This is a genomic window from Neptunomonas phycophila, assembly GCF_001922575.1.
Taxonomy (GTDB): Bacteria; Pseudomonadota; Gammaproteobacteria; order Pseudomonadales; family Balneatricaceae; genus Neptunomonas; species Neptunomonas phycophila.
The window spans coordinates 856,268-879,479 of the sequence record NZ_MRCI01000001.1 but is presented as its reverse complement, the minus strand read 5'-3'; the positions used below and the strand labels follow the sequence as shown (position 1 = coordinate 879,479).

The 23,212-nt window shown below is 46.0% G+C and carries 18 protein-coding genes; 7 read left to right on the top strand and 11 right to left on the bottom strand.

Features of this window, described 5'->3' with window-relative positions:
* Window positions 1-2: 2 nt before the first annotated feature.
* Genes tagF through tagH form a run of 6 tightly spaced genes read right to left on the bottom strand, consistent with a single transcriptional unit; the run spans window position 3 to window position 9,281 of the window.
* A complete protein-coding gene (gene tagF, locus BS617_RS03975) occupies window positions 3-659 on the bottom strand; it encodes a type VI secretion system-associated protein TagF (RefSeq protein ID WP_075171604.1) in 657 nt (218 codons plus the stop codon).
* A complete protein-coding gene (tssM, locus tag BS617_RS03970) occupies window positions 659-4,192 on the bottom strand; it encodes a type VI secretion system membrane subunit TssM (RefSeq protein ID WP_075171603.1) in 3,534 nt (1,177 codons plus the stop codon). The genes tagF and tssM overlap by 1 nt, the downstream gene beginning before the upstream one ends.
* The gene (gene icmH / locus BS617_RS03965; protein WP_075171602.1) at window positions 4,192-5,514 is read right to left on the bottom strand and encodes a type IVB secretion system protein IcmH/DotU; all 1,323 of its coding nucleotides are present in this window, start codon (window positions 5,512-5,514) and stop codon (window positions 4,192-4,194) included. Before icmH ends, tssM begins: the two co-directional genes overlap by 1 nt.
* A gap of 32 nt (window positions 5,515-5,546) precedes the next feature.
* Entirely contained in the window at window positions 5,547-6,872 is a 1,326-nt protein-coding gene (gene tssK / locus BS617_RS03960; RefSeq protein WP_075171601.1) for a type VI secretion system baseplate subunit TssK, read from the bottom strand.
* A 4-nt stretch (window positions 6,873-6,876) separates the two neighbouring features.
* On the bottom strand, window positions 6,877-7,386 hold the full coding sequence (tssJ, locus tag BS617_RS03955; protein ID WP_075171600.1) for a type VI secretion system lipoprotein TssJ: 510 nt from the start codon (window positions 7,384-7,386) through the stop codon (window positions 6,877-6,879).
* Window positions 7,383-9,281 (bottom strand): type VI secretion system-associated FHA domain protein TagH, encoded by a 1,899-nt coding sequence (gene tagH, locus BS617_RS03950; protein ID WP_075171599.1) that lies wholly within the window; start codon window positions 9,279-9,281, stop codon window positions 7,383-7,385. Before tagH ends, tssJ begins: the two co-directional genes overlap by 4 nt.
* Before the next feature lie 297 nt (window positions 9,282-9,578).
* Between tagH and BS617_RS03945 the strand changes: the two genes are divergently transcribed.
* Window positions 9,579-9,980: a hypothetical protein gene (locus tag BS617_RS03945; RefSeq protein WP_075171598.1), complete on the top strand. Its 402-nt coding sequence runs from the start codon at window positions 9,579-9,581 to the stop codon at window positions 9,978-9,980.
* 35 nt (window positions 9,981-10,015) lie between these two features.
* Here the strand turns inward: BS617_RS03945 and cysG are convergent, their stop codons facing one another.
* From cysG to BS617_RS03920, 5 genes are all read right to left on the bottom strand, one after another.
* On the bottom strand, window positions 10,016-11,455 hold the full coding sequence (cysG, locus tag BS617_RS03940) for a siroheme synthase CysG (protein WP_075171597.1): 1,440 nt from the start codon (window positions 11,453-11,455) through the stop codon (window positions 10,016-10,018).
* Between the two features lie 93 nt (window positions 11,456-11,548).
* Window positions 11,549-12,172, bottom strand: coding sequence for a phosphoadenosine phosphosulfate reductase domain-containing protein (locus tag BS617_RS03935; protein ID WP_075171596.1), 624 nt, complete (start codon window positions 12,170-12,172; stop codon window positions 11,549-11,551).
* A gap of 57 nt (window positions 12,173-12,229) precedes the next feature.
* Window positions 12,230-12,721, bottom strand: a complete 492-nt coding sequence (locus tag BS617_RS03930) for a DUF934 domain-containing protein (protein ID WP_075171595.1) — start codon at window positions 12,719-12,721, stop codon at window positions 12,230-12,232.
* Entirely contained in the window at window positions 12,705-14,366 is a 1,662-nt protein-coding gene (locus tag BS617_RS03925) for a nitrite/sulfite reductase (protein WP_075171594.1), read from the bottom strand. The genes BS617_RS03930 and BS617_RS03925 overlap by 17 nt, the downstream gene beginning before the upstream one ends.
* Window positions 14,367-14,434: 68 nt before the next feature.
* Window positions 14,435-15,220, bottom strand: a complete 786-nt coding sequence (locus BS617_RS03920; protein WP_075171593.1) for a sulfite exporter TauE/SafE family protein — start codon at window positions 15,218-15,220, stop codon at window positions 14,435-14,437.
* Between the two features lie 312 nt (window positions 15,221-15,532).
* On the opposite strand from BS617_RS03920, the gene cysD reads away from it, so the two are divergent.
* The 6 genes from cysD to rsxD all read left to right on the top strand — a co-directional run bounded on the left by cysD (window position 15,533) and on the right by rsxD (window position 23,212).
* Complete coding sequence (gene cysD / locus BS617_RS03915; protein WP_075171592.1) at window positions 15,533-16,450, top strand: sulfate adenylyltransferase subunit CysD; 918 nt, start codon at window positions 15,533-15,535, stop codon at window positions 16,448-16,450.
* Window positions 16,451-16,572: 122 nt separating this feature from the next.
* Complete coding sequence (gene cysN / locus BS617_RS03910; RefSeq protein WP_075171591.1) at window positions 16,573-18,240, top strand: sulfate adenylyltransferase subunit CysN; 1,668 nt, start codon at window positions 16,573-16,575, stop codon at window positions 18,238-18,240.
* A 162-nt stretch (window positions 18,241-18,402) separates the two neighbouring features.
* Window positions 18,403-18,984: an electron transport complex subunit RsxA gene (gene rsxA / locus BS617_RS03905; protein WP_075171590.1), complete on the top strand. Its 582-nt coding sequence runs from the start codon at window positions 18,403-18,405 to the stop codon at window positions 18,982-18,984.
* Window positions 18,985-18,996: 12 nt separating this feature from the next.
* A complete protein-coding gene (gene rsxB / locus BS617_RS03900; RefSeq protein ID WP_075171589.1) occupies window positions 18,997-19,593 on the top strand; it encodes an electron transport complex subunit RsxB in 597 nt (198 codons plus the stop codon).
* The gene (gene rsxC / locus BS617_RS03895) at window positions 19,593-22,151 is read left to right on the top strand and encodes an electron transport complex subunit RsxC (protein ID WP_075171588.1); all 2,559 of its coding nucleotides are present in this window, start codon (window positions 19,593-19,595) and stop codon (window positions 22,149-22,151) included. The genes rsxB and rsxC overlap by 1 nt, the downstream gene beginning before the upstream one ends.
* A gap of 14 nt (window positions 22,152-22,165) precedes the next feature.
* On the top strand, window positions 22,166-23,212 hold the full coding sequence (rsxD, locus tag BS617_RS03890; RefSeq protein WP_075171587.1) for an electron transport complex subunit RsxD: 1,047 nt from the start codon (window positions 22,166-22,168) through the stop codon (window positions 23,210-23,212).

Genomic DNA, 23,212 nt, shown 5'->3' with positions numbered 1-23,212 from the left:
ATTTACTCCGATACGCTACCGACTAACATAAACTGGTAGTCATTCGCGTCGGGCATCTGACTAAAGCTACATAACGGTTTGACGTGGCCATTGATATCCATCATTGACCACCACAAAGTAACATCGCCCAATTGAACGATCATTTTATCTAATTGTTCTTCTACATTTATGACCGACTTAGGGGTTTCTATTGGCAACATTAATTGCTCACCCACTTCAAAATCGACAGTAAACTCATCTAACAACACTTGTAAATCATAAACTGTGAGGCGTTTCTGCAATGCTTGAATACCGGCATTCTCTAGCACTTCCAAAAGTGTTGTTGCTTCCCGAAACAACCATTCTGTTCGCCTTTTCTCAGTATCGAGCTTAAACAGTAAGAAAATAGGAAAGTAACGCCCAACAGAATCAACACTAGGCAACATGATACCCGTAACAGCCCCCTTACGGTGCTCTGTAACCGGCAAATAAAATCGCCAAATAGGAGAGACCAAGTACGCCGTAAGCCAGTCACTATCACTCATGACCTCTTTGCTTTTGAAGATGACTGTTTGCATCCAGTCATACAGCTCTGCTGTTAACTCAGAATCAACATTCACACTCACAAAATCAGCGTGTGATGGCAATTTTCCGTATATCCCGATTGCTAGCCCAGCCATCACTGACACCTCACTTGCCGAAGTTCCGCCATTTGGAATGGGTTGTAAACACTGCCAGCACGCAACTCTAACGAGACGGTAAACTCATTCTTGAGTCTAAATGTTAGTTTGTAGCGTTCCCGGTCCATGCGCTCCACTTTGGCTTGATCAAACAGTCTAAACAGCGCCCAATCGCCTTGCTCTGTAATCGATTCTTGGCCAGCGCTGGTCACAATAACTAAGCGTGCTAAACCACGATCAGCGTTACGAGCCTGATCAGGCCAGCGGAAACGTTTTCCACTTTGCGGGCCATGGGCATATGTCATCTGCTGCCCATTTACAAACAAGCTCATCCGCAATATGGACTTATCCATATTAATAGGGCGTAACTCAAAGCTGATAGCTGGGTCAGGTGATCCTGTTCGATAGAAAGTATCCCGGATGACACGCCCTATCTCTAATTGACGCAAGACTGATTCAGAAAAACCTAAGCTAACACCATTATTCTCATTCCAACGCCATGGTCGGCGAGAGGTATCGATATAATCAACAACGACATCATCAAAATATCGCTCTAAAATACCACCAGGACCAAAGTACGCTGAGACATCATCGAGTGTCGCCTCTCGGCTACTGCGTTTATTAAACGGGTAACGATTAGCCAACATATTGGTACAATGACGCGCCACTTCGTTATCCCACTCACGCTGCATATACCCTTTAGCATCTTGTGCTGTTTGTAATTTAGCGCGATCCGAAATTTTATCGAGCAGTGTCGATAAAGGCTTAGGTTGTCGAGCAGCCTCTACATCCATTTCACGAAGGACAGCCGCCGACCCAAGCGGGTCAGAAGCGTTTTCGAAAGCCACTTTTCCGGTATTTGCTGCGCCATCAATAGCACTCATATAGACATAGAGCTCGTCCAGCATTTTAATGGTTTCTTCAATAGGCGGAGCGTGCTCATCATCGCCTTCGGTTAGCTTATTCAGCTCTGCAAAGTACTCGATTACTGGGTTCGAACGCACCTGTACTTGCTCTTCAATTTTCTCATCAAGCGCTGGTGTTTCCGTATCACCTGCTACATTCTCAAGCGCCCCCAAAAGCGAAAACGCATCAGATGAAGTGTTAGTGCTAATCGATTTAAGCAAAGGGATAATAGGAGAGTTAGGCCGTGATAGCTCTTTAAGAATGGCCAGTGTTTCACGCGGATTTGTCATAGGCGCAAAATCTAAAGACTCCAAGTAGCTTTTCCAAGTACTCAAGTAATCATCCAAATACATAGACTCAACCTGAGTTTGCAATAGCTCACCATTCAAACCAACAGACTCCAGTCCGTACTCATCACCCATGACCCATTCATCGGTCAGGTAACGTTCAATCATTTCATCACGATCAACAATGAAGTAATGCTGGTAGCCTGCTTTTGTAAAGAACCCGTCAATTTCGCTGGTGATAGGCTGTCCATTTTTAAACTGGAACAAGTACGCCGCTTCGCTGCCAATAGCATCAACCATACGATAAGGTGATAACTCTTTGTTTAACATCCCTTCTTCTTTTAAGCGGAAGTAGAAACGACGGGCTGGGGGTAAAGTGCTCAACAAAGTTCGAACACTAGCGACCAACTCATCGTTGGGCTGCAAAGGCGTTTCTTTGGGTAAGTATTCTAATAAAGCATCAAGATGTGCTTGTAAGTTTTCGTATTCATTTTTACGAATATCACGAGGAAGCACACGCTTCCAATCGTCCAGCACCCAACTTTTCACTGACGCTGGCTCCAAATGCGCAGGGTCACTGAGCATCAAATAAACGCGTAAGGTGTCGTAAAGGTACTCTGCATCATTACGCTTTTCATATAAGGCCGATTCTATTTGCACCAACAAACGCGGCAAGAAAGTTTTATACAATAAACGACCATAAGCATCGCTGGCTTCTTGACCTAACTTATCGCCTTGATATAAACCGAAATGGCGCCAGCTTTTGCCTCCTTCTTGGATGTCATCGTAGCCTGTCGGCAACGCACGCACTGTATTAAGTGCATCCACCGGTACCAAAACATCTTTCTCATAACGGCTAATATCTGCAATAACCGCTTCTGCTTCGACTGTTTTAGCCTGCACCTCATCAACTAGTGACTTATTCTCTAGGTAGCTGTATATCCATAATCCCGAAAGTGCTACCGCTGCCGAAAAAACAAGACCGTAAGCCAATGAGTGCAGCACAAACAGACGACGTTCGTGCTTAATATTGATACCTGCTAAACCGGACTCGCGAAAAATAACTTTAGTGAACAGGTTATGTAAGAAATACCCCTTCCCTTTACCTGATCGCTGTGTCGAGCCATCTGTACGCAACCCAAATCGCGAACCAAGTGCATTAACAACACGATCCAAGGTCGTACCATCTTGCGTGCCGCTGGTGAAGTAAACACCTCGTAACAACGGTTGCGTCTCGAAGCGCGTAGGTTTGAAGATTTCCTGTAAAAATGTGGCTATTGGATCTTGCAGCAAACCTAGAGTACGCGGGAAAACGTAGATCAAATCCCGACGGTTAATATCAGATTCCATTTGCAAACGATCAGCTTCACGTGACTGAACGCGTTCTTGTAGAGTGCGAAACTCCATTAAAAACTGCGGGACAACATCTTGCTCTTCACTATCGTCATCATAAGGATAAGTAAAGCCCCAGACTTGCTCTCGCTCTTCGCGGCCTAAGTCATCAAAATACTCAGTAAAGCCGGGCAACAAATCAAACTTAGTAATCGTAATATAAACCGGAAAACGTATCTGAAATGTCTCTTGGAACTCTTGTATACGCTGCTTAATAAACTTGGCATGAGTGATTAAGTCCGACTCTTGCATTTTGAGCAAGCTATCGACTGGGAACGTAATAATCAGCCCGTTAATAGGTTTACGACTACGAAACTTTTTAAGCAAGCCTAAAAAGCCTTTCCACTCAACTTCATCTAACTCATTTTGATTATTTTGCGTGGTATAACGGCCCGCCGTATCGAGCAGCACAGACTCATCTGTAAACCACCAATCGCAGTTACGTGTACCACCTACGCCTTTAACAGACGCCCCCACTGAGTCCATGAGCGGAAAATGTAAGTCGGAATTAAGTAAGGCCGTTGTTTTACCTGAACCGGATGGACCGATAATGACATACCATGGCAGCACATAAAGGTAATTCCCTTTGCCGCCTTCTTTTGTTTTTACTTTTTTAAGCAGGCTCAAAGCCTCCTCAAATTTGTGACCTAATTCAGAGACCTCTTGCTTACCTAGCTCTTCTTTTGGCGTTTTATCCGTTGCCGACATTTCGGTGGCAAGCTGTTCATTTTTCTTTTTGGCCATCAAATGTGTACGTAATTTATACACCAGTGCCATAGCAAACATGCTGCCAATCATCATGCCCCGAGTCATGGCCGAGCCAAAGGGGTCCGAACCTCCCATCGTTACTGCCGGTAATACAAACCAAATCAATACGGCAATAATTATAAGGGCTGCAAATCCCAAAACCGTTTTCAACTTCCCTGCGATAGACGTTAGCAGACGCATTATTCGTTCCCTCCATTCGTGCGCCAAACAACATTTGATAACAATACAATCTCTACACGTCTGTTCTTGGAACGTCCTTGTGCGGTTGAATTATCGGCGATAGGGCTAGTGTCCGCCTTGCCCTCTGCATCATAACGCTCAAATTCTTGTGTGTTATTCGCTAACAACTTTGTGACTTCTTCTGCACGGGCTAACGATAAATGCCAGTTAGATGGGAATTTAAGCGTGTTGATAGGCTGACTGTCAGAGTGTCCTTCAACCAAAACCTTGCCATTCACCTCATAAAGCGCCAAGGAGACACGGCGCAATAAAGGCTTATAATCGCCATTGATAGCGGCCTGTCCCGACTGGAAGAGGCGGTCACCCTGAATAATGATTCGTACCTGACCATCGCGCTCTTCTACTGCGAGCAAGTTTTGATCAATTTCTGGTTTCAGGAAGATCCGTAATTTTTGCAGTGCCGACAAATCAACCACTTTAGGGCGGTCAAAAGATGTTTCAGCCTCACTACCCAGTGTTGCTAATGCTTGGTAAGGAGGGTTTGATATTTGGTTAAGTTGATATAATAAATAGAAAAATATGATTGATAGAGCCCCTGCTAATACGGAAGCAAAAACCCATAACGGCATAAAGCGACGCAAATTGCGGTTTGCAACGGTTACGCCCTGCCAATGCGGCGATAACTGTCGTGCAGGCTCCCCACGCTGTGTACGTATCGTGCGATATAAACGTGCCCGCACCTCAGCCAAACGCCCCACCCTATCAGCTTCGACAGCATAACGACCTTCAAAACCGAGTGTTAGGCATACATACATCAACTCCAACAAATCGATATTGGTTGAAGGATCTTTTTCAAGGTTTTCGAGCATTACGAAAAAGTTTTCGCCGCCCCACGTTTCTTTATGAAAATGGCTGAGTAAACTGCGCGTTTGCCAATCACTTTGTCCACCCCAAGGGGTATTGAGCACAACTTCATCTAGCACAGAACAGAGGATATAACGTCCTATCATAACCGTCCGAGAATCAATGCCCGACTTGCGCGCAACGGCTTCGTATTGCTCGATTTCCTCGACCATTTGCTGACGCAACAACCCCGCACTTGGGTTGGAATGAGACTTTTTAATTGTGGGAATCAGTGAAAGCAGCTTGAACGCTGCATTTTCTAAGCGATTAAACCCTGAACTGATGAACTTATCAGCATCATCAAACAAGGTGCTCCAATTACCACTATCGCTAAACGTTTGGGCAGGTGCTACATCTGCTGTTGCTGGTCTTCCTCCCGGCGTCGGGATTATAACCGTGCGATCACCTTTAAAATCCATTTTTCATTACATCCATGTTTGCTAGTAAGGCGCTATTTAATAGCCCATAACTCTAATTTAACACCGGGAAATTGATTACCAATATGCAACGCCAATCCTTTAGAGGCATGTATCACATTCCACCATTGCCCTTGCGTATCCAACTCAAAATAGACAGCACCCGAATAATAGGGAACTTGCCTTGGAGCAACAGGTAGAGGCTCAATTCTTACGCCTGGCAACTGTCTGTTAACTAAGTTATTAATCTGCTCAATTGGCCCCACTTTAGCCTGCACCGGAAACAAGCGACGTAAATCTTCACGAGGCATATCCGCTCTAACCGACAGCACAAAATTAGTCGCCGCTATTTCTGTTTCAGGAATAAACCCTACTCTAATCCCAAAGCCTTTTTCGCTCAGCTCGATTCGAACCGCGCTCTGATCCAGCATTGTACTGAGTGGCTGCTGTAATAGTTGCTCTAGTGCCGTAAAGGTAGCTTCTAAATCTAGATGCTGATAAACCGGCATCTCAGCTACTTTTTTATCGGGATGTGTAAATGTAGCCAACTCACCTGCGAACTGAATTAATGTTTGATAAACAGTTTGCGGATGTAGTTGATCACTGACTAGATAATGCGCCAACACTGGCTCGTATCGATTTAACAATTGAAGTAGTAGAAAGTCGGCCATTTCGGCAGAGCCACCACCGGACGTTGACTTAATACGTTCAGCTAATGCTTCGCTTCGCATATGGGTCAAGCCATGGATTTCTTTCAAACTACGGCCAAGCCCTTCTACCGCAAGGAAATCAAGCGCTGGCGGAATAAACCCTTCGTCCAGAATCACCGAACGATTTTTAATCAGCTTAACTCGCGCGATAGGTATTGCCGAATATTGCTGATGATACTGCTGCTGCGATAGCACGGATAATTTTTTCCCTGCAACCTCCACATCAGCCAAGCTCCGACTACCCATGACGACGTCAGAAACTTCGATATTATCAATACGAAAGCGTGCATTGGCATCAGGTGCTGCTTGTCTATCCATCTCTTTTGCGCCGGCTCGCCATAACGGCAACCCTAGATAAATCAATCCCCCCTCATCCTCAACACTGAGCGATATGGGTTCGGGGACATCATCCTCTGCTGGTACATTAATAGGAGTACCGTCAGGTAAAATAGCGCGGCAACGCCTTATGACTATATTACCCAACCGTAAAGCCGACTCATCAATATCAAGCTCTGATATTCCCCAACCATAGCTGGTTAATTGAGCATTGAGCGATGAGACCATTCCTTCAACATAGCGATCCTGCTGCTGAAAATGCTGAGGGCGTATAAACATCCCCTCAAGCCATGCGACCTTTTTATGCCAACTCATTGCCTTACTCCTGATCGGTCAGCAGTATGCGGCTTGTCAACGCTAAAGCCCGCAATGTCATTACCTTTTGCGAACTAATCATTCTTTTCAAAAAGCCGCGCGAGTCACGTACCTGGATCACATCTTTCCAGACTGCATTATCAATATCCTGATAAGCCGCAATGATCGCTATATATTGCGCGTCAGGCTTAAGGTCAGTTTTAAGCTCTTCTAATTGGCTAGGGCTCATCAAGAAAATGCGCGTATCTAATAATGTCGACTGTAAAGGCTCTTCATTATAAAGCGTGAAAAAATCAGCCTGATCAAACTCCGACAATGAATTCAACTGATACAAACGGATCTCTATTGGTGAAGGCACACCGTTACTATCAGGGTTAACATCATGCGCGGCTTCTATAACCATTTCGAGCTTGATATTAGTTTCTTCGTCTTCAGAAAAAGGGTTCATGGATGAGCACCCTGATAATAAAGCGACACATAGAATCAGACTAGCAACATGCCGTAGTACCATCATTTATCCAAACTCCTTAACTGATCTTCATAAGCTTTACCAAACTCGGCGGAAAACAGGTCTTGAAATTGATCTTCCATCATGGCGCAGATATCATCATAAAAATCGACATACTCAAGCCAATAATCCACGCGCTGCCGCCCCAAAATACCCTTTTGATGACGCGGGCGACGATCAAATTTACGTTGCAAATCTTCCGGATTAAAGCGCTCTAACAAGTGAGCAAAAGCGGCTTGAATACCGGACATCATCGCCAACTGGTGTGCCTGAATATCTTTAAAGCCCTCATCTACCGCTCGTGGCGCTGACATGTAAGCAGCCGAATCAGCTAGCATCATAATTTTTAATGCTTCTGTTCCCGATGGCGAAAATTTCAGAGGGTTATTATCTACTGGGCGAATCATAGTTTGCTGCAGACGAAATTCACTTTTAACCAAACTACGCGTCGCTAAGGTCTCTACTACTCCCTGAGAATAGTTCTTAATCATAGCGCCCATTTCTTGAGCAAGCTGTGATTTATCTTTGCCTTCCAGCAAAGCAACAGGGATACCCGCCGCTTCTAAAAACTCGTCAAAGAGATCCGATTGACCTACCTCACCCGTCGAAGGTGTCTTATTTGTCTCTAGCGGCTCATGGAGTGGCGCCTGATGATGAGTCACTGTCTCAAATTGAGTTTGTGCAAGCGTCACCTCAGGCTCAGGGCGAACCGCAAATGCGGAGCCATCCTTCTCCTCGAAGGTCGATTTAACCGGCGCATTTTTTGGTTCTTTATTCAGCAGCGCAGCCAACTCGTTTTCGGCGTCTTGCTGCTCTTTATCAAGCACTGGCGCTGGATCTGGTTTAGGAGGCGCTGCAGGCTTTTCATTTAACAAAGCTAATGCAGCATCAATAATTGAATCAGCTGCAGGCTCAACCGCATCAACAACAGCCTGTTTAGTAGCGGGTGGCTCTGCGCTTTCAACAGGAGTACTTAAGGACGCTTTTTCTGTTGACGGCTTGCGTGGCGTGGAAGTAGAAGTAGAAGTAGAAGTAGAAGTAGAAGTAGAAGTAGAAGTAGAAGCAGCATTGATCAACCCTTCAAACTCCTCATCAACAGAAGGTGCAGGCACATCCACTGCCAACTTAGCAGGTGCAGGGCTTGAAGTACTTACCGCTGGTTTTTCTACCGGCTCAACAGGCGCTCTATCGCTAGCAGGCGGCTGACCTAACAAATCCAACCAGTTATCAGGAATAGATGGAGCAGGCTCTTTGTCGGTATCGGCCTGTGGCGCATCATTTAACAACGCATCACGGTTAGCAGTTTGAGGTCGCACTGAAGGCTGTTTGGCTTCTGGTGGCTTGAACTGCTCCCGCTCGGGAGAAACCGGGGCCATTAACTCACTGACACTTGGTGTTTCAGAAGACAACTGGTTACTTTTAGGAGCGAGTAGTTCATCAATTTCGCTAATAGCGATCTCTCGCTCACCTTGGACTGCCACCTGATCCATAATTTCAGAGAACTCAGGTGTCGTCTCACTAGTATCGTTAGGTGTTAGCAGCTCCTCTATGTCGGTTTGAGAAGCAGCACCATCAAAGGGCGAACGCAAGTCCACTCTGATTTTAAACTCGCCGATCGTCAACATATCGGCATTTTTTAGAATAACCGTCCGACCACGTCCTACAGGATCTTCGTCATCATTAACGAAAACACCATTCGTACTGATGTCGGTTAGATGGTACTCGTCATTTTTTTTATGAATAACACAGTGCTTGCTGGAGATATGAAGGCGAGCATCGGGTAGAACCCACGTATTGTCCGCAGACCTTCCAATAGAAAAAATGTCTGAATTAACATCAACTTGATAGACATCACCAAGTAACTGGCGCTGCCCACTGGTAACTGTGAGTCTTAAGTCCATTTAAACAACATCCTGTGTCAGTAAAACATCCATCATCTGATGGCCGACAATAGTAGAACAACCAGCTATAAATTTAAAGCAAATAGATAAGCTTTGTCTGCTATAGATAACAAAAAAAGCTACACTGGATTCCCCACTATCTGAGTGTGAGCATTCTCGCATAAGCCATTTGAAATAGTAACGAGCGTACTAATAAATTGGCTGTATCTGTGATAGCGTTCAGTTCGAAAGGTTCAGGCTAAAAAAACGATCTAATCGTCATCTCTATATCAACAAAGCCGGTTATAAGGACAGCACATGCCCGCATTGGAAACAGGGATCCCGCTATGGCAGCTAATCAAACACGCTACTCAATGGCTTACCAATCTAAATAGAGCCAATAATAAGCGCAAACTGGAGTCTATCTCTGCTTTACGAGAAGTTGTTTTAGCAGCAAGGGCTACTTCAGTCTATGTTCAGCACATTAATAACGCGGGCATAAGGAGCCATCAAACTGAGGCTCAATTAACGGAGCGATGGACCCAACTAGGGTACACTCTTGAAGACTTAGGCATTCACAAACTAGCTAAGCGCTGTCATGTTTCAGGCACATTTTGGTACAACCCAACCCAAGCCGACCAAGATTTTTTAGAAAAAGCGGATATCGGCTTACAACGTATGCAAACCTTGGCCAATAGCATGCTACAAACACTCAAGTGATGCGTGCCACCACCTGAGTGCCGCCCACCTTTACGCTACTTTTCGGCGGTCGTTTTCAACATTCCTAAAGCATGGGTCACATTACCCTGCTCTTGCTGGCCAAACCACGCAAGCTGCTCGTGAAGATCAACCACTTTACCCACGATGATCAGGGCAGGTGCCTCTAGCTTCGCATCGGCCTGTTTATCAACGATATCTTCTAGGGTTCCCGTCAATACACGCTGATCGGCCGCCGTCCCTTTAGACACAATAGCAATCGGCGTGGCAGACGGCTTACCATGATCCAGCAAACCTTGAACCAAAACAGGCAAGGTATGGAGCCCCATATAAAACACCACCGTTTGATTAGGGTGCACTAGCTCCGCATACTCTAAGGCCTGCTGGCGATTCTTAAGCTGACCGGTTACAAATTTAACTGACTGCGCGTAGCCTCGGTGCGTTAACGGAATACCAGCATACGTGGAGCAAGCACTTGCAGCGGTAATGCCCGGCACCACCTGAAAAGGGATACCATGTGCTTTCAACTCTTCCAGCTCTTCGCCACCACGACCAAAAATAAAAGGGTCTCCACCTTTCAGGCGAACAACACGTTTTCCTTTTTTAGCATGCTCAACCAACAGCTGATTAATACCTTCCTGTGGGACAGCATGGTTATCTCGACGCTTACCAACATACACCAAGTCTGCGTCACGACGACAAAGATCCAACACTTCTTTGGACACAAGGTTGTCATAAAAGACGACATCTGCTTGCTGCATCAAGCGCAACGCTTTAAACGTAAGCAACTCAGGATCACCGGGACCAGCCCCTACCAGGTAGACCTCTCCACTTCTATGCCCCGTATCGCCTTGCTCTATAGCCGTTTTCAGCTGTGCTTCCGCCTCTTCATTGCGCCCAGAAAACACCTTTTCCGCGATCTGACCTTCTAACACATTTTCCCAGAAGCGACGACGATCATTCAACGATGTAAAGCGTGCCTTCACTTGGCTTCTAAATCGGGCAGCCAAACCACCCAAGCGACTGTACCCTGAAGGGATTAGCGTTTCTAAACGCGCCCGAAGCAGCCTTGCCAATACAGGTGATTCGCCGCCAGAAGTAATACCAATAACGATAGGGGAACGGTCCACAATAGCGGGGAATATGAACGTGCATAACGCAGGCGTATCCACAACGTTAACGGGGACATTCTTATCGAGTGCATCAAAATGAATCCGCTCATGCAGCGCGTTATCATCGGTTGCAGCTATTACCAAACACTTACTATCAAGCAATGACGGGTGATACTCACCGATAATGATTTGATCATCAGGGTCACGCAGCATAAGCCTTAGCTCATCAACAACCGCATGAGAAACAACCGTTAACGACACGCCAGCCCGTTTTAGCAAACGCGCTTTGCGCAAAGCGACATCGCCACCACCAACTAATAGCGCCTGACGACCTTTAAGATTAAAGAAGAGAGGTAAAAAATCCACAATGAACCCTCAATGACTGAACGAGCCAACAAAACCTTAATGGCTCAGGCAATGATCACTTCAGGCCCATTCAGTGGAAATTAGCGAGTAAAGTTACAGCTGAGTGTGCAATCCACACTCGCGATTTTCAACCGCTTTTGTAGGGTCAAAGTAATCATGCTCGTTTGGCAGATTATGCTGTTCAAGATACGCCTCAAGATCAGCATCTGTCCAATTGAATAATGGAGCCACCTTAATTATGCCGTCTTTGCTGGCAGAAACAATTTCAAGTGACTGGCGAAACTCGGTCTGATCTTTACGAATCGCGTTTAGCCACAAATCCGGCTTCAACTCGGCCAAAGCACGCTGAAAAGGCTCAAGCTTAACTTGACGAGTAAACTCATCATGTAACTCATCACCTACATCAGGAATACCTTTCATCAACACATTACGGCGCGCCGATGTTTGCTGAGGAATGTATGTTTCTACATTCAAGTTTAAGTCTTGAATTACTTTTTCAGCAAAGCGATAGGTAGCTGATGTATTGTAACCCGAATCAACCCATAACACTTTAATATCAGGCTTTGCTTGAACAGCCATATGCAGTATGACGGATTCGTAAGGTCGAAAATTCGTAGTTACTAACGGGTTCTCAGAGTTTTCTATTGCCCAGGCAATAATTTCTTGAGGCGTTTTACCCTCAAGCGCCGCATTAGCAGCCGCTAAATCAATACTCATTACATTTCACTCCTTTCTCCTGCACGTATTTGGCAGGAGAATCTCACCTTATTAGGCTTAACGACGGAAAATAGGACGCGGATCTGCAGCTGTACCTTGATAGTTCACCGTAATTTCAGTGAACGCTTTAAGCGTGTCATCACTAAACGCCTCATCACTAATATCAAAAGCGTTAAAGCCACAGTTTTCCATGTACTCTAGGCGGTCTCGACCAACATCACCTACAGCCCGCACCTCTCCTTTAAAGCCTGCGCGCACAACCTTACGCGCAATACTGAAACCACGACCATCACGAAAAGCAGGGAAATCAATTGCCACCAATGACAGCTCAGACAAACAAGCAATAAGCGCCTGCAAATCATCATCACCATTGACGACCACAGCCACTTTTCCCTCACGCGCCAGTAACTGTGTTTTATTCTCTAGGTAATAGGCAAAAGGAACGACAATATCACCTACCGGTAAGTCCGCATTCGCCTCGATAGCATCCGCAGAGACAAACTGCCATGTATCATTTTCAGCAACCGCTCGATTAATTAACAGGGGCATAAACTCTCTCCTTAAACGGTGCAATACCTAAGCGCTGAACAGTGTCAGCAAACGACTCTTCTTCAGTGCGGTTTTCAACATAGACCGACAAAACAGTTTGCAGGGTTTTAGCAACATCATCCGCGGCAACCGCCTTACCCAGCACCTTACCTAGACGTGCATCGGCTTTAGATGAGCCACCCAGCGTAATTTGATACCAATCTTCGCCTTTCTTATCCACACCCAAAATACCAATATCAGCGACATGATGGTGACCACATGCATTGATACAGCCAGACATATTGAGTCGTATATCACCCAGATCATACAAATGATCCAAATCATCGAAACACTGGTTGATCTGCTCTGCAATATTAATGGTTTTAGCGTTTGCCAAAGCACAGAAATCAAAGCCTGGACAGCAAATCATATCGGTTAACGTACCGACGTTGGCACGCGCCAACTCATTAGCCTCTAACACCTTCCATAACGCGTATAGATCGGATTTTTTAACTTCACCCAAAACGAGGTTTTGATGATGCGTAGAGCGAATCTCACCCATGCTGTATTGGTCAGCCAAATCAGCCACCAAATCCATTTGCGCATCAGTAATATCGCCCGGTGCTTTCAACAGCGGCTTAAGAGACACAACCACTGCACGATAGCCATCCACTTTGTGTGCTACCGTATTGCGCTCATACCAAGCATTAAAGGCTTTATCATCTGCTAATTGCTGCGCCAAGCTGGTGTCATTAGCCGCAGAAAGATCATAATCCAGCGGTTTGAAGAATGATTTAGCACGCTCAATTTCAGCCTCAGTCAATGTCAACTGACCATCCTTACCAAAGGATTGCCATTCTGCTTCGACTAACTCAGAAAATGCTTCAACACCCATCGCATCTACTAAAATTTTGATACGCGCTTTGTATTTGTTATCACGACGCCCATTGAGGTTATAAACACGTAAAATAGCATCCAGATAAGATAACAAATGCTGTTTTGGCAGAAAGCTGCGTACTACCTTACCAATAAACGGCGTACGGCCTAAACCACCACCAACCAGCACTTCAAAACCAACCTCACCTTCATCATTCCGCACAATATGTAGACCTATATCGTGCACTTGAGAAGCGGCACGATCTTCAGGACCACCTGTTACTGCTATTTTAAATTTACGTGGTAAATAAGCGAATTCCGGATGCAATGTTGACCACTGGCGAATAATCTCGCAATACGGGCGCGGATCTTCAATCTCGTTCGCATTAATACCTGCATACTCATCCGTTGTAGTGTTACGGATGCAGTTACCAGAAGTCTGAATAGCGTGCATCTGCACTTCAGCCAATTCAGCCAAAATATCAGGTACATCTTCCAGCTTAGGCCAGTTATATTGAATGTTAGTTCGGGTGGTGAAGTGACCATAACCCTTATCATACTTACGGGCAATATGAGCCAATTTACGCATCTGAGTAGAAGACATCAGACCGTACGGCACTGCCACGCGCAACATTGGCGCATAACGCTGAATGTATAAACCATTCATTAATCGTAGCGCTAAAAAATCATCCTCTGGCAGCTCACCGGCCAAAAAACGTCGTGTCTGATCTCGGAACTGCTCGACTCGTTCCTGAACCAGCGTCTGATCGACTTCATTATACTGATACATGTTTCACCCATTTGGCAGTTAACTGCCCACTTTGATTCTTAATTAATGTCTAAAATTTCTAATTATGATCAGCCTGCCAAGACAAAGCGCAAGCCGATAGCAAACAACACAGATCCCATAATAGGCTGCATTACCTTAGGCGACAGCTTTGCACCTAGGTAACTGCCGACAAACACGCCCGGCAAAGAACCTATTAACAAATACCCCAGCAACGCCAAATCCACACTACCCATAGTGTAATGGCCAGCTCCCGCCACACCCGTCAAAATAACAGCGTGAAATAAGTCGGTACCAACGATAGTTGGCATGCTCATCCTTGGGTACAAGGTAATCAACAGCGCCGTTCCCAGCGCACCTGCACCGACGGAAGATAATGTGACCAAGCACCCCAGCACAAGACCCATAACAAAAGTTACATAAGGTCTTATTTTTCGTGCGCTAGATACCCATGGTTTACTCTCTTGCTGCAGCGCAAACTCACGAATGCGGTTACGCCCAAAAACAGCAATAGACGTTAGGATTAATGAAAAACCTAACGTCAGATTCATCAAATGCTCGATTTGCGATAAATCAGCAAACCCTTTTAGATAATTAAGGGTCAGCAGACTGCCGGGAATACTACCCAACAACAGTAAAATCACAACCCGCCATGCAATTAATTGTTTACGCGCATACGCAAAAACCCCACCACTTTTGGTCACAGACGCGTATATAAGGTCCGTACTCACGGCAACAACCGGAGGTATGCCAAATATCACAATCAAAATAGGGGTCATTAATGCCCCACCGCCGATACCTGTAAGTCCGACAACAAAGCCAACTAGCAGCCCAGCAAAGCTATAAGCAAATTCCATAAACGTCAGATACCAGTATCATTGTGCAGATAAATTTCTATGCGACATAATACCAGTAATTTATATAACCTAAAATAATAGTTTTTTATTTTCTTATACCAAAAGGCGATATAAGAGACATTACCTCACCAAACCTAAGCGTTTGCTCTAAGCACACCGCCTTATATTCCATTTAGAAATAACAAGATTGCTATTTATTCCTTTTATTAGATAAGCGTCTTTGCAATAATGCGCCCCATTCTAGAGGAGCTGCACCCACAACCTTCAGCTTCGACTAACCTATTTTAAAGTTAAATGAGTAGGCACATACTGATGACATCTTTACCAGAACACCGTCTGACCCACTTAAAACAGCTGGAATCAGAAAGTATCCAAATTATTCGCGAAGTAGCCGCTGAGTTTGACAACCCAGTTATGCTTTACTCTGTCGGTAAAGACTCAGCTGTTATGCTGCACCTTGCTCGCAAGGCCTTTTTCCCTGGCAAGCCTCCCTTCCCTCTACTGCATGTGGATACCACATGGAAGTTTAAGGAAATGATCAGTTTCCGTGACAAAATGGCCGAAGAAGTAGGCATGGACTTGATCGTCCACATCAATCAAGAAGGTGTAGATATGGGCGTAGGCCCATTTACTCATGGGTCATCTAAGCACACCGACATCATGAAAACGCAGGCACTCAAGCAAGCACTCAACAAATATAAATTTGATGCCGCTTTTGGTGGTGCCCGTCGTGACGAGGAAAAATCACGAGCTAAAGAGCGCGTGTTTTCTTTCCGCGATAAGAACCATCGCTGGGACCCAAAAAATCAGCGCCCTGAGCTATGGAACATCTTCAACACACGTGTTGACCAAGGCGAAAGCATTCGTGTCTTCCCACTATCCAACTGGACAGAGCTAGATATTTGGCAATACATCTACCTAGAGAGCATTCCGATTGTTCCTCTTTACTACTCAGACATCCGTCCTGTGGTTGAGCGCGATGGCATGCTCATTATGGTCGACGACGAGCGCATGCCTTTGCAAGAAGGCGAAAAACCCATGATGAAAAATGTGCGTTTCCGTACGTTAGGCTGCTACCCATTAACTGGGGCTGTTGAATCTGACGCAGCAACATTGCCTGAGATCATTCAAGAAATGCTATTAACGACCACATCGGAACGCCAAGGCCGCGCCATTGACCACGATTCATCTGGATCAATGGAGAAAAAGAAAATGGAAGGTTACTTCTAGGCACAACAATATCCCGCTTCAATAACGCAAGCCAACGCGTTAGAGGCAGGATAAATGCCTAGCGCAGTACAAAGCCTGTATTGCATCCATTTTTAGGAACGAATTTGTAGAGAGTAAAACTCATGAGCCACCAGTCTGATCTTATTTCAAGCGACATCAAAGAGTATTTAAACCAGCACGAAAACAAAGAGCTACTGCGCTTTTTGACATGCGGCAGCGTAGATGACGGCAAATCCACACTTATTGGTCGTCTTTTACATGACTCAAAAATGATTTATGAAGACCAGCTCGCGGCAATCCAAAGTGATAACGCTCGTGTAGGTAACGCTGGCGAAGAACTAGACCTCGCATTGCTAGTTGATGGCTTACAAGCCGAACGCGAGCAAGGAATCACAATTGATGTCGCGTATCGGTATTTTTCGACAGACAAACGCAAATTTATCATTGCGGACACCCCAGGGCACGAACAATACACGCGCAACATGGCTACCGGTGCTTCGACATGCGATCTAGCCATCATCCTGATTGATGCTCGCTATGGTGTACAAACGCAAACTAAACGCCACAGCTTTATCGTATCGCTATTAGGTATCAAGCACACGATTATTGCTGTCAACAAAATGGACCTCGTTGAGTTTAGCGAAGATCGATTCGAGCAAATCAAAGCAGACTACCTCGCTTTCTCTAATCAGCTGGATTTGCCGGATATTCAATTTGTTCCGATGTCAGCATTAAAAGGCGATAACGTTGTTAACGCCTCTGAAAAAATGGCTTGGTACGATGGCCAGCCATTAATGAAGTTGTTAGAGACGGTGCCGGTTATCAATGATCAGAACTTTGATGAATTACGCTTCCCCGTTCAATATGTTAACCGCCCAAACCTGGATTTCCGCGGCTATTGCGGCACGTTAACATCGGGTGTTGTTCGCCCCGGTGATGAAATTACCGTTATGCCTTCTGGCAAAACCTCACGCGTAAAATCGATTGTTACTTTTGACGGCGAAATCCCTGAAGCCTTCCCTCCTATGGCTATTACATTAACGCTAGAAGATGAGATCGACATCTCGCGCGGTGATGTCCTCGTCAATAGTGCTCAGGTCCCACGTACCACTAATCGTTTCGATGCTTCACTGGTATGGATGTCTGAAAACTCATTGGTTCAAGGCAAACAGTACGATATCAAATTGTTAACTAGTCGCGTTGCTGGCTCAATTACTGCTATACGCCATAAAATTGATGTTAACACCTTGGAAACGTCATCAACCGCCACCTTAGGTCTTAATGAGATTGGCCGTTGTGAGCTAACACTAGAGCGCTCAATCATCGCTGACAACTACAAATCGTTCCGTGGCACTGGCTCTTTTATTGTCGTAGACCGTCTAACAAACGAAACAGTAGCAGCTGGCATGATGATTGAAGCCGATCAGCAAGCCGACCTCAACTTATTTGAGAGTTCACAAGTCTCAGCAAAAGATCGCGCAGGCCGTTTTGGCCAGAAGGCCGCTATTGTCAAAGTTGAAGGTCCTTATGCGAGCAGCCTGATCTATTCGCTTGAAAAAGCTCTGTTTGATCAAGGCCGTGTTGCCTCAGCGCTGGTTAGCACCGAGATTACAGCTGAGCTAGCCGATAAAGTTGATGCCGTTGCCCAACTCCTAAAACAACAGGGCATCATTGTGTTAACCGATACCGGCACTAGCAACACTGATTTGCTGTTAACAGCCAATAATGAGCTAGATTCAGATCAACTCAAGCAAGCAGTAGCCTCGTTGCGGGAGCAAGATCTGGTATAATTGCGTTAATTCAGCGACGGGCTGCTCGAAAAAGACTTTTTTAGCATTACCTGTCGCCGTTACCACATGGTAAACGTTGGTAACGTTAACGCATACCAGCAAGGTACTCATTAACCTTTCCGACGGTCTTTAGCCGTCGGAAAACGTTTTGAAGCAGACAATATGACCGATTTCCTTCTGATTCTCGTCAGCACAGTATTAGTGAATAACTTCGTTCTAGTGCAGTTCCTAGGGCTATGTCCGTTTATGGGCGTTTCTAATAAACTAGAAACCGCCATGGGCATGTCATTAGCGACCACGTTCGTACTGACACTGTCATCTGTCTGTAGCTACCTTGCGTATACATACTTATTACAACCTTTCGATTTAGGCTACTTAAGAACCATTTCATTTATATTGGTTATAGCCGTCGTTGTGCAGTTTACCGAGATGGTGGTTAAGAAAACGAGCCCTCTTCTCTATAAGGTGCTAGGCATTTTCTTACCCCTTATCACAACTAACTGTGCCGTGCTGGGTGTAGCACTATTGAACATAAAAAAGCAAAACGGCTTTATGGAGTCTATCTTTTACGGATTTGGCGCCGCCGTTGGCTTCTCGTTAGCGCTTATCTTGTTTTCCGCTATCCGTGAGCGTATTGCTGTTGCCGATGTTCCTACACCGTTTCGTGGAGCTGCCATAGGCATGGTAACCGCAGGTTTAATGTCACTAGCATTTATGGGCTTTACCGGCCTCGTCTCGTTTTAGTAGGTGTCAATAATGAGTGCCGTATTAATTGCCATATTGGTCTTGCTGGGTTTAGCCGTCGTGTTTGGCTTAATTCTCGGTTATGCCGCCGTTCAATTTAAGGTAGAAGGTAACCCTATCGTTGATCAAATTGACGATATATTGCCACAAACACAGTGCGGGCAGTGTGGCTACCCTGGATGCCGTCCGTATGCCGAGGCCATTTCTAATGGCGACGCTATCAACAAGTGTCCTCCCGGAGGCCAAAGCACCATCGATGCATTAGCAGACCTATTAGACGTTGAAGCAGTACCTTTGGATTCCGAGCACGGCGAAGAGCAAATCAAAAAAATAGCCTACATTCGTGAAGACGAGTGCATCGGCTGTACCAAGTGTATTCAAGCCTGCCCTGTCGATGCCATCGTTGGCGCAGCAAAACAAATGCACACCGTAATAACCTCAGAATGCACAGGCTGTGATCTATGCGTAGAACCCTGCCCTGTTGATTGTATTGATATGTTACCTATCCCAACCACGTTAAACACATGGAAATGGGAGCAGCCCGTGCCGGGCGTTGCATTAATTGCAACCGACTCAGGCCGAGGAAGTGAGCAGCGAGGCGCAGCATAATGGGCAAAATATTCGCCTTTCATGGTGGTATCCATCCACCCGAAAACAAAAAGCAATCAACACGTTCGCCCATACGGCCAGCCCCCGTACCAGCGCAATTAACGGTTCCTTTGCAACAGCACATTGGTGCACCGGCAAAACCGTGCGTTCAACCAGGGCACCATGTACTCAAAGGCCAGGTCATTGCTCTTGCGCAGGGCAAAATTAGTACCTCAGTCCATGCTCCTTCGTCCGGCACCGTAATCGAAATTGCGCCTAAGCCTGTACCCCATGTATCTGGTTTAAGCGCCCCTTGTATTGTTATAGAAACCGATGGCAAAGACACATGGATTGACCATACCGGTTTACCCGATTATACCCAGCTTAAACAGAATGAGCTTATCGACTATATCCGGCACCATGGCATTTCCGGTATGGGCGGCGCTGGCTTCCCTACAGATATCAAGCTACATCTTGGCGATGACCACATAGTTAACACGTTAGTGATCAATGCCGCTGAGTGCGAACCCTACATCACAGCTGACGATATGCTGTTGCGTGAGCGTGCAGAACAAGTTATTGGCGGTATAGAGATCATTAATTATCTGCTACGCCCCAGCCATATTTTGATCGGTATTGAAGATAACAAATCACATGCCATACGTGTTTTAGAGGAAGCGGTACGGGGTAGTTCTCTTAACATCGATATTGTTGTCGTGCCAACAAAGTACCCTTCAGGCGGCGAAAAACAACTCATTAAATTATTAACAGGTGTGGAAGTCCCTAGCGGCAAAATTCCCGCCGATGTAGGCATCGTATGTCAAAACGTGGGCACCGCTGCTGCAATTCATCAAGCGGTTACACAGGGCATACCTTTAATTTCACGTATTGTGACCGTAACTGGCGATGCCGTTAGAAAACCACAAAATCTAGAGGCTTTAATTGGAACGCCTTTCAAAACGCTGCTCACAGCTGCCGACTTGCAAGAAAATAAGCTAAGTCGCTTAGTTATGGGTGGGCCAATGATGGGATTCACTATTGAAGACGATCAGATCCCAGTAATTAAAACCTCAAACTGCATCATCGCCGCCACGTTAGATGAAATGCCGCCCGCCCCACCCGCACTAGCGTGCATACGCTGCGGTTTATGCGAGCAGGTCTGCCCTGCGGAGCTATTGCCACAACAATTACATTGGTTTGCTAAAAGCCGTGAACTTGAAAAAGCAAAACATCACAACCTATTTGATTGCATTGAGTGTGGCGCGTGCTCCTATGTTTGCCCGAGCAATATTCCGTTGGTGCAATACTACCGTTATGCTAAAAACGAAATTCGAGAAGAAGAAGCAGAACAACGCAAAGCTGAGCAAGCTCGCCAGCGCTTTGAAGCTCGTCAGGCACGCTTAGAGCAAGAGAAGATCGACAAAGAAAATCGCCGCCGCGAGCGAGCAGAGCAAGCTGCGAAAGCCCAAAAAGCAAAACAAGCGCCCCCTGCCAGCGAGTCTACACCTAAAGCAACAGCGCCTGGCGATGAACTCAAGAAACTAAAAACAGCGGCCGCCATTGCTAGAACAAAGCTAAAGAAAGCACAAACTGCGCTAGAAAAAGCTAAAGCCGAAGGGATGGATGATCTTTCAGAGCTGACGGAACAGCACCAATTGGCCGAAAAAGCAGCCAATGAAGCCCAGCAAGCATTTGAGCAAGCCGAAAAGTCCGCGGCTACCGCCGCTCCATCTGGGCCTGATCTCAAGCAGCTAAAAACGCAGGCTGCAGTGGCTCGTACAAAGCTCAAAAAAGCACAGCAAGCACTCAAAAACGCAGAAGAAAAAGGGCAAGACGGTATTGAATCTCTGCGCACTACCGTTCAAGAGCTTGAGGCAAAGGCAGCCGCAGCCCAGCAGGCGTTCGACGACGCCGAACAAAGCAACGAGGCTAGCCATACTGCGCCGGGAGAAAACCCTAAACTCAACGGTTTAAAAGAAGACGCCGAAAAAGCCAAGGCGACACTCGATAAGGCCGAAAAAGCATTAGCTGCAGCGATAGAATCAGGCAGCCCTGCGGCCGAAAAAATGAAAGCAGGTGTCGAAAAATTATCAGCTAAATACCAAGCCGCCCAATCAGCTTATGAAGCGGAAGCTAAAAGTACGACACCCACAACTGCCCCCGCCAAGAAAGAAGAGGCCCAGCTTGACGCAAAGACACTGAAACAGAATGTGTCGATTATGCGTACCAAGCTCAAAAAAGCCGAAAAGGCATTAGGGGAAGCCGATGCAGGTTCTGACACCGCTGTCGAATTAAAAGCCGAAATTGACCGGCTCACCTCGCTGCATAACGAAGCAAAGCTTGCTCTAGAGACTGTCGAGGCTAAACAGCAGGCTGATGCCGCGAAACAAGGTATCGACCTCAAGCAATTGAAAGTCGATGCAGCAATGGCTAGAGCGGCTGTCACAAAAGCTGAACGAGCCATCAAAAAACAGCAAGAGACAGAACCTGAAGCAGAACTGACTAGTTTAAAAGAGTCGCTTGTAGCCGCGCAAAACCATGCCGAACAATTAAACAAAACTTTAAGCCAATTTGAGTAGGAAACATTATCGCTATGGCGCTAATTCGAGTGACATCACCGCACGTTCATAAACCAGCAGGCACCTCTGAGGTCATGCGTCTGGTTATTCTGGCAACCGTGCCCGGAATTTGTGCGATGACCTTTTTCTTCGGCTGGGGCACTCTTATCAATTTAGTCTTAGCTTGCAGTCTGGCTTTAATGTTTGAAGCTATTTGCATTAAAGCCCGCCACCGCCCGATCTCCTTCTATTTGAAAGATAACAGCGCTTTGGTTACAGCGGTGCTTTTGGCATTATCCCTCCCTCCATTTGCTCCTTGGTGGCTCACTACGGTTGCCGTATTTGTAGCCATAGTTATCGCCAAGCAGCTTTACGGTGGAATAGGACAAAACCCGTTTAACCCAGCGATGATCGCTTATGCATTAGTACTCATTTCTTTCCCTATCGAAATGACACGCTGGACTGGTCCTTTTGTCATGCAAGCGGCAGAAGGCTGGCAAGTACTCAGCTTTACAGACACGCTCAATGTTATTTTTGGAGGATGGCAAACGGCTGCGGACGCTTTCACTTCAGCAACGCCACTAGACGAGATGCGTCACCGAGCAGGCATGACAACAACCGAAATTTGGCGCAGCTCCAGCGTGCTCGCCAACATCGGTGCATGGCATGCGGTTAGCGCCGCTTATCTCATGGGTGGTATTTTCTTACTGTATAAAAAAATATTTACATGGCACACGCCCGCCTCTCTTATATTAACCCTAGCAGCGGTCTCGTTGCTCTTTTACATCATTTCACCGGATAACTATACCGATCCAATTTTTCACATTAGCGTAGGCGCGACAATCTTCGGTGCTTTCTTCATCGCTACAGATCCCGTTTCTGCGGCAACGAGCAACATTGGCAAAATTTGGTATGGCGCAGGTATTGGCTTATTAATTTATATTATCCGCACGTGGGGGAACTACCCAGATGCGGTTGCGTTTAGTGTACTTATTATGAACTTAGCCGCTCCTTTTATTGACCAATACACCCAACCACGCACATATGGTCATAAGTCAGCTAATCGCGGCATGAAGGAGTAG